Source organism: Nocardia sp. NRRL S-836 (assembly GCF_001279525.1).
Classification (GTDB): Bacteria; Actinomycetota; Actinomycetes; order Mycobacteriales; family Pseudonocardiaceae; genus Lentzea.
The window spans coordinates 22094-36367 of record NZ_LGDY01000116.1 but is presented as its reverse complement, the minus strand read 5'-3'; the positions used below and the strand labels follow the sequence as shown (position 1 = coordinate 36367).

General features: G+C 70.1%; 13 protein-coding genes. 11 read left to right on the top strand and 2 right to left on the bottom strand.

Annotation, left to right across the window (positions count from 1 at the left end; genetic code table 11):
* Positions 1–54: 54 nt before the first annotated feature.
* The 4 genes from aceB (at position 55) to ADL03_RS29725 (ending at position 4556) form a co-directional block, all read left to right on the top strand.
* Entirely contained in the window at positions 55–1539 is a 1485-nt protein-coding gene (gene aceB / locus ADL03_RS29740) for a malate synthase A (RefSeq protein WP_231642415.1), read from the top strand.
* Positions 1539–2708, top strand: a complete 1170-nt coding sequence (locus ADL03_RS29735; protein ID WP_053736887.1) for a hypothetical protein — start codon at positions 1539–1541, stop codon at positions 2706–2708. The genes aceB and ADL03_RS29735 overlap by 1 nt, the downstream gene beginning before the upstream one ends.
* A 74-nt stretch (positions 2709–2782) precedes the next feature.
* Positions 2783–3250, top strand: a complete 468-nt coding sequence (locus ADL03_RS29730) for an Imm1 family immunity protein (RefSeq protein WP_082373584.1) — start codon at positions 2783–2785, stop codon at positions 3248–3250.
* A 22-nt stretch (positions 3251–3272) separates the two neighbouring features.
* The gene (locus ADL03_RS29725; RefSeq protein ID WP_053736885.1) at positions 3273–4556 is read left to right on the top strand and encodes an NAD(P)/FAD-dependent oxidoreductase; all 1284 of its coding nucleotides are present in this window, start codon (positions 3273–3275) and stop codon (positions 4554–4556) included.
* Here ADL03_RS29725 and pucL read toward each other — a convergent pair.
* Positions 4483–5361 carry a factor-independent urate hydroxylase gene (gene pucL, locus ADL03_RS29720; protein ID WP_053736884.1) on the bottom strand — a complete coding sequence of 293 codons (879 nt, stop codon included), beginning with the start codon at positions 5359–5361 and terminating at the stop codon, positions 4483–4485. The genes ADL03_RS29725 and pucL overlap by 74 nt on opposite strands.
* A 2-nt stretch (positions 5362–5363) precedes the next feature.
* The gene (uraD, locus tag ADL03_RS29715; RefSeq protein WP_053736883.1) at positions 5364–5846 is read right to left on the bottom strand and encodes a 2-oxo-4-hydroxy-4-carboxy-5-ureidoimidazoline decarboxylase; all 483 of its coding nucleotides are present in this window, start codon (positions 5844–5846) and stop codon (positions 5364–5366) included.
* Positions 5847–5982: 136 nt separating this feature from the next.
* On the opposite strand from uraD, the gene ADL03_RS29710 reads away from it, so the two are divergent.
* The 7 genes from ADL03_RS29710 (at position 5983) to ADL03_RS29680 (ending at position 14206) form a co-directional block, all read left to right on the top strand.
* Positions 5983–6729: a hydroxypyruvate isomerase family protein gene (locus tag ADL03_RS29710; protein WP_053736882.1), complete on the top strand. Its 747-nt coding sequence runs from the start codon at positions 5983–5985 to the stop codon at positions 6727–6729.
* Positions 6726–7598, top strand: coding sequence for an NAD(P)-dependent oxidoreductase (locus ADL03_RS29705; protein ID WP_053736881.1), 873 nt, complete (start codon positions 6726–6728; stop codon positions 7596–7598). The genes ADL03_RS29710 and ADL03_RS29705 overlap by 4 nt, the downstream gene beginning before the upstream one ends.
* A gap of 1 nt (position 7599) precedes the next feature.
* Positions 7600–9297 carry a glyoxylate carboligase gene (gcl, locus tag ADL03_RS29700; protein ID WP_082373583.1) on the top strand — a complete coding sequence of 566 codons (1698 nt, stop codon included), beginning with the start codon at positions 7600–7602 and terminating at the stop codon, positions 9295–9297.
* Positions 9294–10295, top strand: a complete 1002-nt coding sequence (locus tag ADL03_RS29695; protein ID WP_063798746.1) for a glycerate kinase — start codon at positions 9294–9296, stop codon at positions 10293–10295. The genes gcl and ADL03_RS29695 overlap by 4 nt, the downstream gene beginning before the upstream one ends.
* A 5-nt stretch (positions 10296–10300) precedes the next feature.
* Positions 10301–11590, top strand: a complete 1290-nt coding sequence (gene allB / locus ADL03_RS29690) for an allantoinase AllB (RefSeq protein WP_053736880.1) — start codon at positions 10301–10303, stop codon at positions 11588–11590.
* On the top strand, positions 11587–12579 hold the full coding sequence (gene alc, locus ADL03_RS29685) for an allantoicase (RefSeq protein ID WP_053736879.1): 993 nt from the start codon (positions 11587–11589) through the stop codon (positions 12577–12579). The genes allB and alc overlap by 4 nt, the downstream gene beginning before the upstream one ends.
* 115 nt (positions 12580–12694) lie before the next feature.
* Positions 12695–14206, top strand: a complete 1512-nt coding sequence (locus tag ADL03_RS29680; RefSeq protein WP_053736878.1) for an alpha/beta fold hydrolase — start codon at positions 12695–12697, stop codon at positions 14204–14206.
* Positions 14207–14274 lie beyond the last annotated feature (68 nt).

Here is a 14274-nt window from a genome sequence, read left to right as displayed (position 1 = left end):
TCCGCAATGCAGAAACTATAGTCCACACAGCAAAACCGAGAGAGGTGGATCCAGGTGCAGGTCCTCACCGAAGAGGCTCTTGAGTTCGTCGCGAAGCTGCACGAGGCGCACGCTGCCCGCCGCGATGAGTTGCTCGCCCGCCGCAAGGACCGCCGGCCTCTCGGGTTCCTGGAGGAGACCAGGAGCGTGCGCGAGAGCGAGTGGCGGGTCGCGGAGGCGCCGGAGCCGCTGCGGGACCGGCGGGTCGAGATCACCGGGCCCACCGAGCGCAAGATGACGATCAACGCGCTCAACTCCGGGGCCAAGGTGTGGCTGGCCGACCTGGAGGACGCGAACACGCCGCACTGGGACAACGTGGTGCAGGGGCAGGTCAACCTGTACGAGGCGGCGCGCGAGACCATCGAGTTCACCTCGCCGGAGGGCAAGGAGTACCGGCTCAAGGGCGGGCCGTACCCGACGATCGTCGTGCGGCCGCGCGGGTGGCACCTCGACGAGCGGAACCTGCGGTTCGGTGGGAAGAACGCCGTCGGTGCACTCGTCGACTTCGGGTTGCACTTCTTCCACAACGCCGAGCTGGGCAAGCCCTACTACTACCTGCCGAAGATGGAGTCGCACCTCGAAGCGCGGCTGTGGAACGACGTGTTCACCACCGCGCAGCAGCTCAAGGGCGTTCCGCACGGCACGATCCGCGCCACGGTGCTGATCGAGACGATTCCGGCCGCGTTCGAGATGGAGGAGATCCTCTACGAGCTGCGCGACCACGCCTCGGGGCTCAACGCCGGGCGGTGGGACTACCTGTTCAGCGTCATCAAGTACTTCCGGGACGCGGGCGCGGACTACGTGCTGCCCGACCGCAACAGCGTGACGATGACGGCGCCGTTCATGCGTGCGTACACCGAGCTCCTGGTGCAGACGTGCCACAAGCGCGGGGCGTTCGCGATGGGGGGCATGGCCGCGTTCATCCCCAACCGGCGCGATCCGGAGGTCACGGAGAACGCGCTGCGCAAGGTGCGCGAGGACAAGACGCGCGAGGCGACGGACGGGTTCGACGGGTCGTGGGTGGCGCACCCGGACCTGGTGCCGATCTGCCGCGAGATCTTCGACGGCGTGCTCGGGGACCGGCCCAACCAGATCGACCGGCAGCGGCCCGAGGTCAGCGTCACGGCCGAGCAGCTGCTCGGCTTCAAGTCGGCGGGCGGGGCGGCCACGCGGGCCGGACTCGAAAGCGCCGTGGACGTCGGCGTGCGGTACATCGCGTCGTGGCTGGGCGGCAACGGCGCGGCGGCGATCCACAACCTGATGGAGGACGCGGCGACCGCGGAGATCTCCCGCAGCCAGATCTGGCAGTGGGTTCACAACGAGGTCGTGCTCGACGACGGCACCCAGGTCACCGCAGACGCCGTGCGCGAGGTGCTCGCGCGCACCAGGGACGGGCTGGAGGGCGAGCACGTCGCCGCGGCGGCCGAGCTGTTCGAGCAGGTCGCGTTGTCCGAGGACTTCGTGGACTTCCTGACGCTGCCCGCCTACGAGCGCATCTGATGTACCGGACATCGCTGTCACCTGACGACCTCGCGCGGGTCACGGCGCGGCTGTCCACTGTGGAACGCAAGACGCCGGTGGGCCGCCAGCCCGTGCACACGTGCTACGTGCCCGCCGGGCGCATCATCGGGTCCACGATCGACGACTGGGGCCGCGAGGCGCTGGAGTCGATCGAGGAGGAGCTGCTGCCGGAGCTGCCGGAGGGCGTGCTCGACCGGGTCCGCGCGAAGCTGAGCCGGGAACCGGTCGAGGACCTCCGGATCGACTTCGAGGACGGCTACGGCGCGCCCGAGGACGACGTCGAGGACATGGACGCCGAGAGCACGGCGCACATCCTGGCCCGCTGGCTGGAGAACGGGACCGCGCCGCCGTCGTACGGGCTGCGGATCAAGTCGTTCGACACGAAGGCGTTGCGCGAGCGCGGGCTGCGCACGCTGGACATCTTCCTGACCGCACTGGGCGAGATCCCGCCGGGCTTGGTGATCACCTTCCCGAAGGTGACGTCGGCCGAGCAGGTCGAGGTGTTCGGCGAGGTGCTCGACCTCTTCGGCGGTGACCTGCGGTTCGAGATCCAGGTCGAGACCACGCAGTCCGTTGTGGACGGTGAGGGGCGGCTGGCGGTCCCGCGGTTCCTCGCGGCCGGCCGGGGCCGGGTGACCGGTCTGCACTTCGGGACCTACGACTACACCGCGGGCTGCGGGTTGTCGGCGGCGCAGCAGCACCTGGCGCACGGCGCGTGCGACTTCGCGCGGCACGTCATGCAGGTGTCCGCCGCGGGCACCGGGGTCCGGTTGTCCGACGGGTCGACCAACGTGCTGCCGGTGGGCGAGAACAAGCGGCTCGGCTGGCAGACCCACTACGCGCTCACCCGGCGGTCGCTGGAGCACGGCTTCTACCAGGGGTGGGACCTGCACCCGGCGCAGCTGGTCACGCGGTACGCGGCCGTGTACGCGTTCTACCGGGAGGGCCTGGCCGCGGACGCCAAGCGGCTCAAGGACTACGTGGAACGCGTCTCCGGCGGGGTGCTGGACGAACCGGCGACCGCCGAGGCGCTGTCGTCGTTCTTTCTCCGTGCGGTGGACTGCGGTGCGCTCGATCCGTCGGAAGTGCAGGTGGCAACGGGTCTGGAGGAATCGGCGCTGCGGGAGCTCGCCACCCGCGCCGGCTGAGCGGTGCTCACCCGTTCAGGTGGTTCTGACACCGGGTCTCGAATGTTCTCGGCGTTGGGTGCAGGGTGGCTCCCATGAGCATGCGAGCCGGGCTGTGGACCGGGCTGCCGGACCTCGACGCGGCGGAGCACAGGTACCAGGTCGTCGCGTGCGAAGCGGATGTGGACACGTTGATCCGGCTGCTGGCGCGGCCCGAGTGCAACGACGGGTCGCTCGACCACTTCGGCCGGCCGCTCACCGGTGACGGCGACCCCGACCACAACGTCGTGCTCGCCGTGCGTGGCGGGTGGGGCTACATGTACTACGTCGACAACGCGTTCATGGGCTGGCCGAAGGGGTCGCCGGGAGCGCCGTACGTCAACGAGAAGTACACGGACTTCCCGCCCGGCGTGGGGGTTCCGCTGGCGCTCTACCGGCAGCTGCTGGTCGAGTTCATGACCACGGCGCAACGGCCGACCGGCGTCGACTGGTACAGCGAGGCCGACCTCTTCCACTCGTGGCGCGACCAGCAGATGGCGTTGCGTTCGGCCGAAAACCGGTGACGCGGCCTGGTTGAATGGCTCCATGAGGGCCGTCGTGGTGGGTGGGGGAATCGCCGGCTTGCTCGCCGCTCGGGTGCTGACCGAGACGTGCGACGACGTGGTGGTCCTGGAGCGGGACCGGCTGTCCGGTGAGCCCGAGTACCGCGCGGGCGTGCCGCAGGGCAGGCACACGCACGGGCTGCTGGTGCGTGGCGGCGAACTGCTGGAGGAGCTGTTCCCCGGTCTGCGCGACGAGCTCGTGCGCGAGGGAGCGGTGCTCGCGGACGCCGGCGACATGCAGATCCTCAACCCGCTCGGCTGGCTCGCCAAGACGCACCTGGGCATGCCGTTGCTGTCGCTGAGCCGCCCGCTGCTGGAGACCCGCATCCGGCGGCGGATCACGGCCGAGGTCCGCGACGGCGTGCACGTCACCGGGCTGTCGGTGCGCGACGGCGTCGTGGACGGCGTGCTGACGCGGGACGGCAGGGTGGCCGCGGACCTCGTCGTCGACGCGTCCGGCCGGTCGTCGAAGCTGCCCGCCTGGCTCGCCGAGGCCGGTGTCACCGCGCCGGAACCCGAGGTGGTCGACTCCGGCACCGGATACGCGACCCGGATCTACCGCGCCCCGGCGGACTTCCCCGTGGTGTACGCGGAAAGCCTGTCCGCGCCCGACCTGCCGCGCGGTGTCGCGGCCATGCGCGTCGAGGGCGACCGGATCATGGTGACCGCGCAGGGGGCGAACGGCGACCATCCGCCGCGTGACCTCGACGGCTACCAGGGGTTCCTGGACTCGTTGCGGGTGCCGATCTCGCGGCTGCTCGCGGACGCCGAACCGCTCACACCCGTCTACCTGTTCGCCCGCACGGCCAGTCGCCGCAACGCCTTCGAGGAGGTCGCGGACTGGCCGGGCGGGCTGGTCGCGCTGGGCGACGCGGTGTGCGCGTTCAACCCCGTCTACGGCCAGGGGATCACCGTGGCGGCGATGGAGGCGTTGCTGTTGCGGCGGCACAACGACTTCAGCGCACGCGGCTGCCGGGCGTTCCAGCGGGAGGTCGCGCGGACCGCGAAGGGACCGTGGGCGATGTCCAGCAACGCCGACCGCAGCTGGTCAGAGCCCCGGCGCGGCGGCCTGCTCGGCTGGTACCTGAAGAAGTGGCAGGCCGGGATCGTGCACGACCCCGACCTGTTCCGCCGCTTCGTCCGGGTCGTGCACATGGTCGCCTCGCCGGCGAGCCTGTTCACCCCGGTGGTGTTCAGAAGGCTGGCAAAGTACTCCAGGCAAGGCCGGCGTCCGGGGCGTCGTCCCGCAGGACCGACCCCTCGATGAGGCCGTACGGGCGGTCGGCGGCGTAGAAGACCTCGTTGTCGTTCTCCAGGCCGAACGGGCTCAGGTCCACCGGGAAGTGGTGCTTGTTCGGCATGGACAACCGCACCTCCGCGACCTCCGGACGGGCGTTCAGCACCGCCTCGCCCATCGCGTAGAGGGTCTGCTGCAACGACAGCGAGTGCTTGTCCGCGAACGTCTTCAGCAGCACCGAGCGGATCTCGGTGAACGACTTCGCCCACTCCACGTCCGTGCCCACGTAGCGCCAGCGCGCGGTCACCGACGTCGCGAGGATGCGGTCGTTCGTCTCCTTCAACGTGGTGTACGGGTCCTTCGGGTAGCCGTGGAACTCCGACCCGGTCGACTTCAGCACCACCACGTCCCGCACCCCGGAGACGACCCACGCCTGCGCGCCCTCGATCGTCACGGCGGTGGTGCGCTTCTCGTCGGACCCCTGCACGAACGCGTGGTCGTGCCCGTCGATGCGGTTCCACGAGTGCTCGTCGATCAGGATGCGCGCACCGGAGATCGCCTCCTGGGTGCCGACGAAGTGCCGGCCCAAGCGCAGCGCGAAGTCCTCGATCTCGCCGACCGGTGCCTGCTTGGCGAAGGCGTACACGGTGTTCTTCTGCGTGTCGGTGGCGAGCACCTTGGCGTTGTCGCCGGTCAGGTGCGTGTCGGCGAGGTCGCCGCGCAGCGACGTGCTCACCGTGAGGTCCTTGACGGTGTGCACGGAACCGTTGCGCGACACCGTGACCAGGCGGTTCTCCGCCTTGCCGTACTGGTTGGGGCCCAAGACGATGGCCATGTTCAGCTCCCGATCAGCTTCTGCAGCCGCAGCGCGGCGATCTTCGCGAGTTCGTCGTTGACGACGCGGAGCTCGACGTCCGGCGCGTTGTCCATGCGGGAGGACAGGTCGCCGAGCACCTCCGCACCGCTCAGGCCGGTCGCGCACACCAGGTAGATGTGCCCGAACCGGTCCTCGTACGCGGCGTTCGCAGCCGCCAGGCGATCGGCCTCACCGCTGTCCACACCGGACTGTTCCGACCGCGACCACCTCGCCGACACCCCGCCGCCGCGCTGTCGTTCGCCGATGCGCGGGTGCCCGGCGATCGCACCGAGCACCTCCTCGTCGGAAAGCCCCTGTGCGGCAACCGAAGAAGCCGCGAGGAGCGCATCGACCGACGCGTACGGCCGGCCGTTCAGGATCGCGTCGACCCAGCGGGGTACCGCGAGGCACTCGGTGAGCAGGGGGCGCAGTTCGGCCTCCGGGGCGCTGTTGAAGCTCTCCACGGCTCTCCAAGTTTCTACATCGCGGAATCTAGTTTCCACATTCTTGACCGACGGCTCCGGGGATGTCTAGTGTCTCCGTTGTGCGGAATCCAACTTCCGCAGGGTGAAATTTGTTGGGTGGGAAGGAATCCCCGAGATGTTCGACGCCAACCTGTCCATGCTCTTCACCGAGCTGCCGTTGCTGGAACGCCCGGCCGCGGCACGGGCCGCCGGGTTCGACGCGGTCGAGATCTGGTGGCCGTTCGCGGACGCCGTACCCGAGACGCGCGAGGTCGAGGCGTTCGAAGCGGCGATCGGGGACGCGGGTGTGCGCCTGGTCGGCCTCAACCTCCACGCGGGCGACATGCCCGCCGGTGACCGAGGCCTCACGAGCTGGCCGGGTCGCGAGGCCGAGTTCCGCACCAACGTCGAGGTCACGGTCGCCATCGCGGCCCGGCTGGGCTGCCGCACGCTCAACGCGCTGCACGGCAACTTCCCGACGACCGCGCAGACCATCGACAACTACCGCTTCGCCGCCGACGTCGCGGCCGAGGCGGGAGCGCAGATCGTGCTCGAACCGCTCAGCGGGGCGCCGGACTACCCGATCAGGACCGCGCGGCAGGCGTTCGACGTCATCGACCGGATCGACCGCGGCAACGTGAAGCTGCTCGCCGACCTCTACCACCTCGCCACGAACGGCGACGACCTCGACGCGCTCGCCGACCACGTGGACCGCATCGGTCACGTGCAGATCGCCGACGCACCCGGACGCGGCGAACCCGGCACCGGTGAGCTCGACCTCTTCGGGCACCTGCGCAAGCTCCGCGCCAACGGCTACACCGGCTTCGTCGGCGCCGAGTACAGGCCCGTCACGAACTCCTTCTCCTGGAGGGACAACGCATGACCCCGCCAAAGGGATCCACTGTCGCTTTCATCGGCCTCGGCATCATGGGCGCGCCGATGGCGGCCCACCTGGTGGCCGCGGGCCACGACGTCACGGGCTTCGACCTCAGCACCGTGGCGCTGGAGAAGCTCGCCGCCGACGGTGGCACGGCCGCGAACTCCGCCCAGGACGCCGTCAGCGGCGCCAAGGTCGTCATCACGATGCTGCCGAACCACCCGCAGGTCGAGGCCGTGGTCGACGAGGTCACGTTCGACGACGGCACGCTGCTGATCGACATGAGCACGATCCGGCCGTCCACGTCGATCGAGATCGCGCGCAGGCTCGCGCACGTCCGCGTGCTCGACGCACCCGTGAGCGGCGGTCAGACCGGTGCGGTTCAGGCGTCGCTCAGCATCATGGTCGGCGGCGACGAGGCCGACTTCGCCGCCGCCCGACCGTTCCTGGAGGTCGTCGGCAAGACGGTCGTCCACGTCGGGCCGCACGGCGCGGGCCAGGTCGTGAAGGCCGCGAACCAGCTGGTGGTCGGCGGCATCTACGCGCTGGTGGCCGAGGCGATCGTGCTGCTGGAAGCCAGCGGCGTCGACCCGAAGGCGGGCCTGGACGTGCTCGCGGGCGGCCTCGCGGCCAACCGGATCCTCGACCTCAAGCGCGAGACCATGATCGCGCGCGAGTTCCGGCCCGGTTTCCGGATCGACCTGCACCACAAGGACATGGGCATCGCACTGGACGCGGCGCGGGCCGCCGACGTGGCGCTGCCGGTCACGAGCCAGATCGCCGCGCTGGTCGCGGCCGCCCGCGCGCAGGGTTACGGCTCGCTCGACCACTCCGCGCTGCTCAAGGTCGTCGAGAACTTCGCAGGAAGGGCCTGACATGCCCAAGATCCCCGTCATGCAGGCCGTCGTCGAGGTCCTCAAGTCCGAGGGCGTCGACACCGTGTTCGGCTGCCCCGGCGCCGCGATCCTGCCGCTGTACAAGGCGATGGAGCAGGACGGCACCATCGAGCACCTCATCGTGCGGCACGAGGAGGGCGCCACGCACATGGCCGACGGCTGGTCGCGCACGACCGGCAACGTCGGCGTCGCGATCGGCACCTCGGGCCCGGCCGGCACGAACATGATCACCGGCCTCTACACCGCGCAGGCCGACTCCGTGCCGATCCTGTGCATCACCGGCCAGGCCGCGGTGTCGAAGCTGCACCAGGAGGCGTTCCAGGCCGTCGACATCGTCTCGATCGCCGCACCCGTCACGAAGTGGGCGGTGCAGGTCAGGGAAGCCGCGCAGATGCCGTGGATCTTCCGGGAGGCGTTCCGGATCGCCCGCTCCGGCCGGCCGGGCCCGGTGCTGATCGACCTGCCGATCGACGTGCAGAAGCAGGAGATCGAGTGGGACGCCACGATCGACGAACCGTTGCCGGTGCTGAAAAGCGCTCCGAGCGAGGCACGGGTGGAGCGCGCGCTGGAGATGCTGCTGGCCGCCGAACGCCCGCTGCTGCTCGCCGGCGGCGGTGTCATCCTCGGTGACGCGGCCGCCGAGCTGCTGGAGCTGGCCGAGCTCCTGCAGATCCCGGTCCAGGCCACGCTGATGGGCAAGGGCGCCGTCGACGAGGACCACCCGCTCTACGCGGGCATGACCGGCATCCAGACCTCGCAGCGCTACGGCAACGCGTCGTTCCTGGAGTCGGACCTGGTGCTGGCGCTGGGCGCGCGGTTCGGCGACCGGCACACCGGCGACCTCGCGACCTACCGCGGTGACCGCAGGTTCATCCACGTCGACGTCGAACCGACCCAGATCGGCAAGGTGTTCGGGCCGGACCTCGGGATCGTCGCGGACGCCAAGCTGTTCCTGCGGGCGTTGCTGGAGAAGGCCCGTGCACACGCCCGTCCGGCAGGGGCGTGGGTGGAACGGTGCCAGGAGCTCAAGCGGACCCTGCTGCGGCGCGAGGACTTCGACACCGTGCCGGTCAAGGCACCGCGGGTGTTCAAGGAGATCAACGAGTTCTACGGCCCCGACACCTACTTCGTCACGGCGATCGGGCTCTACCAGATCTGGTCCGGCCAGCACCAGAAGGCGCACAAGCCCCGGCACTACCAGGTGTGCGGGCAGGCCGGTCCGCTCGGCTGGGAGATCCCGGCGGCGATCGGCGTCAAGAAGGCCAGGCCGGACGCGGAGGTCGTCGGCATCGTCGGCGACTACTCGTTCCAGTTCCTGGTCGAGGAGCTCGCGGTCGGCGCGCAGTACGACGTGCCGTTCGTGCTGATCATGCTGAACAACGAGTACCTCGGCCTGATCAGGATGGCCGAGGACCACGGCGGCTACGACATGAGCTACGAGGTCGACATCCACTACGACACGACCGGCTCGGACAACGTGAAGATCATGGAGGCCTACGGCTGCTCCGGCATCCGCGTGGCCGACCCCGGTGAGATCCGTCCGTCACTGGAATGGGCGCGCAAGGAGGCCGACCGCACGCAACGGCCGGTGCTCGTCGAGATCATGATCGAACGCGAGGGCAACACCGCGAACGGCACGTCCATCGCCGCCATGAAGGAATACGAGCCGGTCCCGTGAGCCACGTGGTCGTCGCGCCGGACAAGTTCAAGGGCTCGCTCACGGCTCCGCAGGTTGCCGCCGCCGTCGCGCGCGGCCTGCGGGAGGTGGTCCCCGGTCTGGACATGCGCCTCGTCCCGGTGGCCGACGGCGGTGACGGCACCGTCGACGCCGCCGTGGCCGCCGGGTTCGTCCGGGTCGGCCGCTGGGTCACCGGGCCGGTCGGCAAGCCGGTGCCGGCGTCGTTCGCGGTGAAGGACCGGACCGCGGTGGTCGAGGTGGCGTCGGCGGCCGGGCTGACGCTGCTCGCCGAACCCGCCCCGCTCGACGCCACCAGCCACGGTGTCGGCGAGCTGCTCAAGGCCGCGCTCGACCTCGGTTGCACCACGGTCGTGCTCGGGCTGGGCGGCAGCGCGTGCACCGACGGCGGCGCCGGGATGCTCGACGCGCTCGGGGGGACCTCGTTCGACGGTGTCGACCTGGTGCTCGCCTCGGACGTGGACAACCCGCTGCTCGGGCCACACGGCGCCGCTGCTGTCTACGGGCCGCAGAAGGGCGCGTCACCCGAGCAGGTCGAGGTCCTCGAACAGCGGCTGGCGGCGTTCGCCCGCCGGATCGGCCCCGAGTTCGCGGACCAGCCCGGAGCCGGAGCGGCCGGGGGGATCGGGTTCGCGGCACTCTCGCTCGGCGCCCGGTTCCGGCCGGGCATCGAGGTCGTGCTGGAGCTGGCCGGGTTCGCCCAGGCGGTCGCGGGCGCGTCGCTCGTGATCACGGGGGAGGGCTCGCTGGACGCCCAGACCAGCCACGGCAAGGCGCCGTACGGGGTGGTGAAGGCCTCCGGTGACGTGCCGGTGGTCGCGGTGGCCGGGCAGTGCTCGGTCGAGCCTGGCGACCTCGGACTGGAGGCCGTCTACGCGCTGTCGGACGTCGAACCCGACCTCACCCGGTGCATGGCGCGGGCGGAGGCGCTCCTGACCGTGCTCGGCGGTCGCATCGCCCGCGAGCGGGTGTCAGAGTGAGGGACATGGACCTGGTGTTCCGCGCCCGCAGGGTGATCACCCCGCAGGGTGAGACCGCGTGTGACGTCGGTGTCGTCGGCGGGCGGATCGTCGCCGTGGAGCCGCACATCGACTCGCCGAACGTCGTGCACCTCGCGGACGACGAGGTGCTGCTGCCCGGCCTCGTCGACACCCACGTGCACGTCAACGACCCCGGCCGCAGCGAGTGGGAGGGGTTCGAGACCGCCACCCGCGCGGCCGCCGCCGGTGGTGTCACGACGATCATCGACATGCCGCTCAACAGCATCCCGCCAACGGTCGGGGTGGATGCGCTGGAGGTCAAGCGCAAGGCCGCGGCGGCCGTGTCGGTGGACGTCGGGTTCTGGGGCGGGATCGTTCCCGGCAACCTGGCCGACCTCAAGCCCCTGCACGAGGCCGGCGTGTTCGGCTTCAAGTGCTTCCTGCTGCACTCGGGCGTGGACGAGTTCCCCGCGGTCACCGTGCCGGAGCTGGAAGCGGCGCTGAGAGAGCTCGCCACGCTCGACGCGCTCACGATCGTGCACGCCGAGGACGCCCACACGGTCCGCGACGCCGAACCCGACTACGCGGGCTTCCTCGCGTCCCGGCCGCGCGCGGCCGAGGACCGGGCGATCAGCGACGTCGTGGCGGCGACCCGCAGGACCGGCGCTCGCACGCACATCCTGCACCTGTCGTCGTCGGACGCCCTGCCGATCCTGGCCGCGGCCAAGCGCGACCGGTTGCCGATCAGCGCCGAGACCTGCCCGCACTACCTCACGTTCACCGCCGAGGAGATCCACGACGGGCAGACGGAGTTCAAGTGCTGCCCGCCGATCCGCGAACGGGCCAACCGCGAGGCGCTGTGGCAGGGGCTGCGCGACGGGGTGATCGACCTGGTCGTCAGTGACCACTCGCCGAGCACCGTCGAGCTCAAGGCCGGCGACTTCGCCACGGCGTGGGGCGGCATCGCGTCGCTGCAGCTCGGCCTGCCCGCGGTGTGGACGGGCGCGCGCGAACGCGGCTTCGGGCTCACCGACGTCGTGCGCTGGATGGCCGCCCACCCGGCACGCCAGGCCGGCCTCACGACCAAGGGCGCCATCGAACCCGGCAGGGACGCCGACCTCGTGGTGTTCGCCCCGGACGAGACCTTCGTGGTGAACAGGGACGAGCTGCACCACCGCAACCCCGTCACGCCCTACCACGGACGTTCGCTGAGCGGCGTGGTCCGGCAGACGTGGTTGCGCGGCAAGGAAACCGGCCAGACGCACGGCAGGCTGCTACGCAGAGGAGAAGCATGACGGAGTGGACCCGGCTGCCCGATCTCGCCTCGCGCGCGGTCGGGGGTGGTGTGGTGTGGGCGAACGACGAGCTGTTCGCCGAGCGGGAGAACCTGGTCAAACCCGCCGAGCCGGTCTACCAGGCCTACACCTTCGGCCACAAAGGACAGATCTACGACGGCTGGGAGACCCGCCGCCGCCGCGAGCCCGGCGTCGACCAGGCGGTGGTCCGGCTCGGCATGCCCGGCGTCGTGCGCGGGATCGTGGTCGACACGGCGTTCTTCAAGGGCAACTACCCGCCGTTCTGCTGGGCCGAGGGCGCCCAGGCCGAGGGCTACCCGGCGGCCGACGAGATCACCGGCTGGTTCCCGCTGGTCGAGCGGTCGGCGCTGAAGGGCGACCAGAAGCACTTCTTCGACGTCACCGAGCACCGCCGTGTCACGCACGTCCGGCTCACCATCGACCCCGACGGCGGTGTGGCCCGGCTGCGCGTGCACGGTCAGCCGGTCGCCGACCCGCGCCTGCTCGTGGGCGGCATCGATCTCGCGGCGCTGGAGAACGGCGCGGTCGTCGTGGGCTGCAGCAACATGTTCTACAGCTCGCCGAACAACCTCATCGCCCCCGGTCAGGCCACGGTCATGGGCGAGGGCTGGGAGACCGCGCGCCGCCGCGACGACGGCAACGACTGGGTGTCCGTCCAGCTCGCGGCGGCCGGTGCGGTGCGGCTGGTCGAGCTGGACACCAGCCACTTCAAGGGCAACGCGCCGGGCTGGGCCTCGGTCAGCGGCTGCGACGCGCGCAAGGATCCGGACGCGTGGTTCGACGTGCTGCCGCGCACCCGGTTGCAACCGGACACCCGGCACCGGTTCCCCGTGGACGGTCCCGAGCTGACCCACGCGCGGCTGGACATCTACCCCGACGGCGGGATGGCGCGGCTCCGTCTGCTGGGAACCCCTACGAGCGATGGGCTAGCCCACCTGCGAACGGTGTGGGCCGAAACGACCAGCTGAGACCAGGTTGTCCGACTATGGGTTGATTCGCCACCATACTTCGGTCGGTTGTCCAGGTCACACGGACGGTGGAAGCGTTTCCTCCCGCCAGATCGGGGATCTAGGGAGGAATTCCATGCAACCGATGATGCGCGTCCTCGGGGCCGCGCTCGCGAGTTCTGCATTGGTTCTGGGCATGGCTCCGCTCGCGAACGCGGCGGAGCAGGGGCAGCCGGAGTTCACCGTCGGTGCGATCGACTGGAAGCCGTGCGAGAAGGTGCCGACGGTCGACTGCGGGTTCCTCACGCTGCCGATCGACTACGCCAAGCCGAACGGCGAGAAGTTCCAGCTGGCCGTGTCCCGCCGCAAGGCGAACGACCCGTCCCAGCGCATCGGCGCGATGGTGATCAACCCCGGTGGTCCGGGCGGTTCGGGTGTCGACTTCTCGTTCGGCGCCGACCGGTACTTCAGCAAGGAGATCGTGGACAGGTTCGACGTCATCGGGTTCGACCCGCGTGGCGTCGCGCGGAGCCAGCCGATCAAGTGCTCCGCGGACGTGTTGCGGCGGCAGCCGTCGGAGTACCCGGCGACCAAGGCGGAGTTCGACGCGCTGGTCGCGTTCAACAAGGAGCTGCGCGCGGACTGCCGCAAGCAGTCCGGCCCGATCTTCGACCACGCCTCCACCAGGGACGTGGCGAACGACATCGACTCGATCCGGCGCGCGCTGGGCGAGAAGAAGATCAACTACTACGGCGTGTCCTACGGCACGATCATGGGTCAGCACTACGCGGCGCAGTACGGCAAGAACATCCGCGCCATGATCATCGACTCGAACATGGACCACAGCCTCGGCACGTGGAAGTTCCTCGAGACCGAGGCACGTGGGGCGAACGACATGTTCAACGAGTGGGTCAAGTGGAGCGACCGCACGCCGTCCTCGCCGTTCTACGGCAAGGACCTCCGCAAGATCTGGAAGGACCTGCTGGCGAAGGCCGACCGCGGTGAGCTGGTCGACGAGACCGGCCGCAAGATCACCGCGGAGAACCTCGGCGGCAACGTCGTCGGCATGGGCTACGGCCCGGCGTTCAAGCAGTTCGCCGACTGGGTCGCCACGCTCGTCGGCGGCACCCCGGCGCCGGCCAAGGCGTTCGCGGAGGGTGAGACGTTCGAGAACCCGTTCGCGGGCATCTTCTGCAACGACTACAACCTGCGCGTCGGCTCGTGGGGCGAGTACCAGGCCCTCAACGCCATGGAGAAGCGCGTCGCGCCGAACACGCGTGGCTCGTCGATCGGCCACGGCGCCATGATGGGCTGCGTCGGGTTCCCGCAGGCCACCAACCCGCAGCGGCCGCTGAAGATCAAGAACGCGCCGAAGATCCTGCTCACCAACTCGCGCTACGACACGGCGACGGTCTACGAGTGGGCCGTCAACGCGCACCGGCAGACCCGTGACACCACCGTCTTCGTCACCTACGAGGGCTGGGGCCACGGCGTCTACGACCGCAGCGAGTGCACGCTGAAGATCAACAACGAGTACCTGCTGTCGCTGAAGCTGCCGCGCAGCGGCACCACGTGTGCCGCCGTCGAGCCGCCGGCCGAGCAGTCCGTGCTCTCGGCCAAGCCGAAGGTCACGGTGGGCCCGTTCTAGGCCGTCACCGTTCGTGAACCGCGCCCCCGGTGTCGAGGACACCGGGGGCGCGGTCGTTCCCGGAAGGA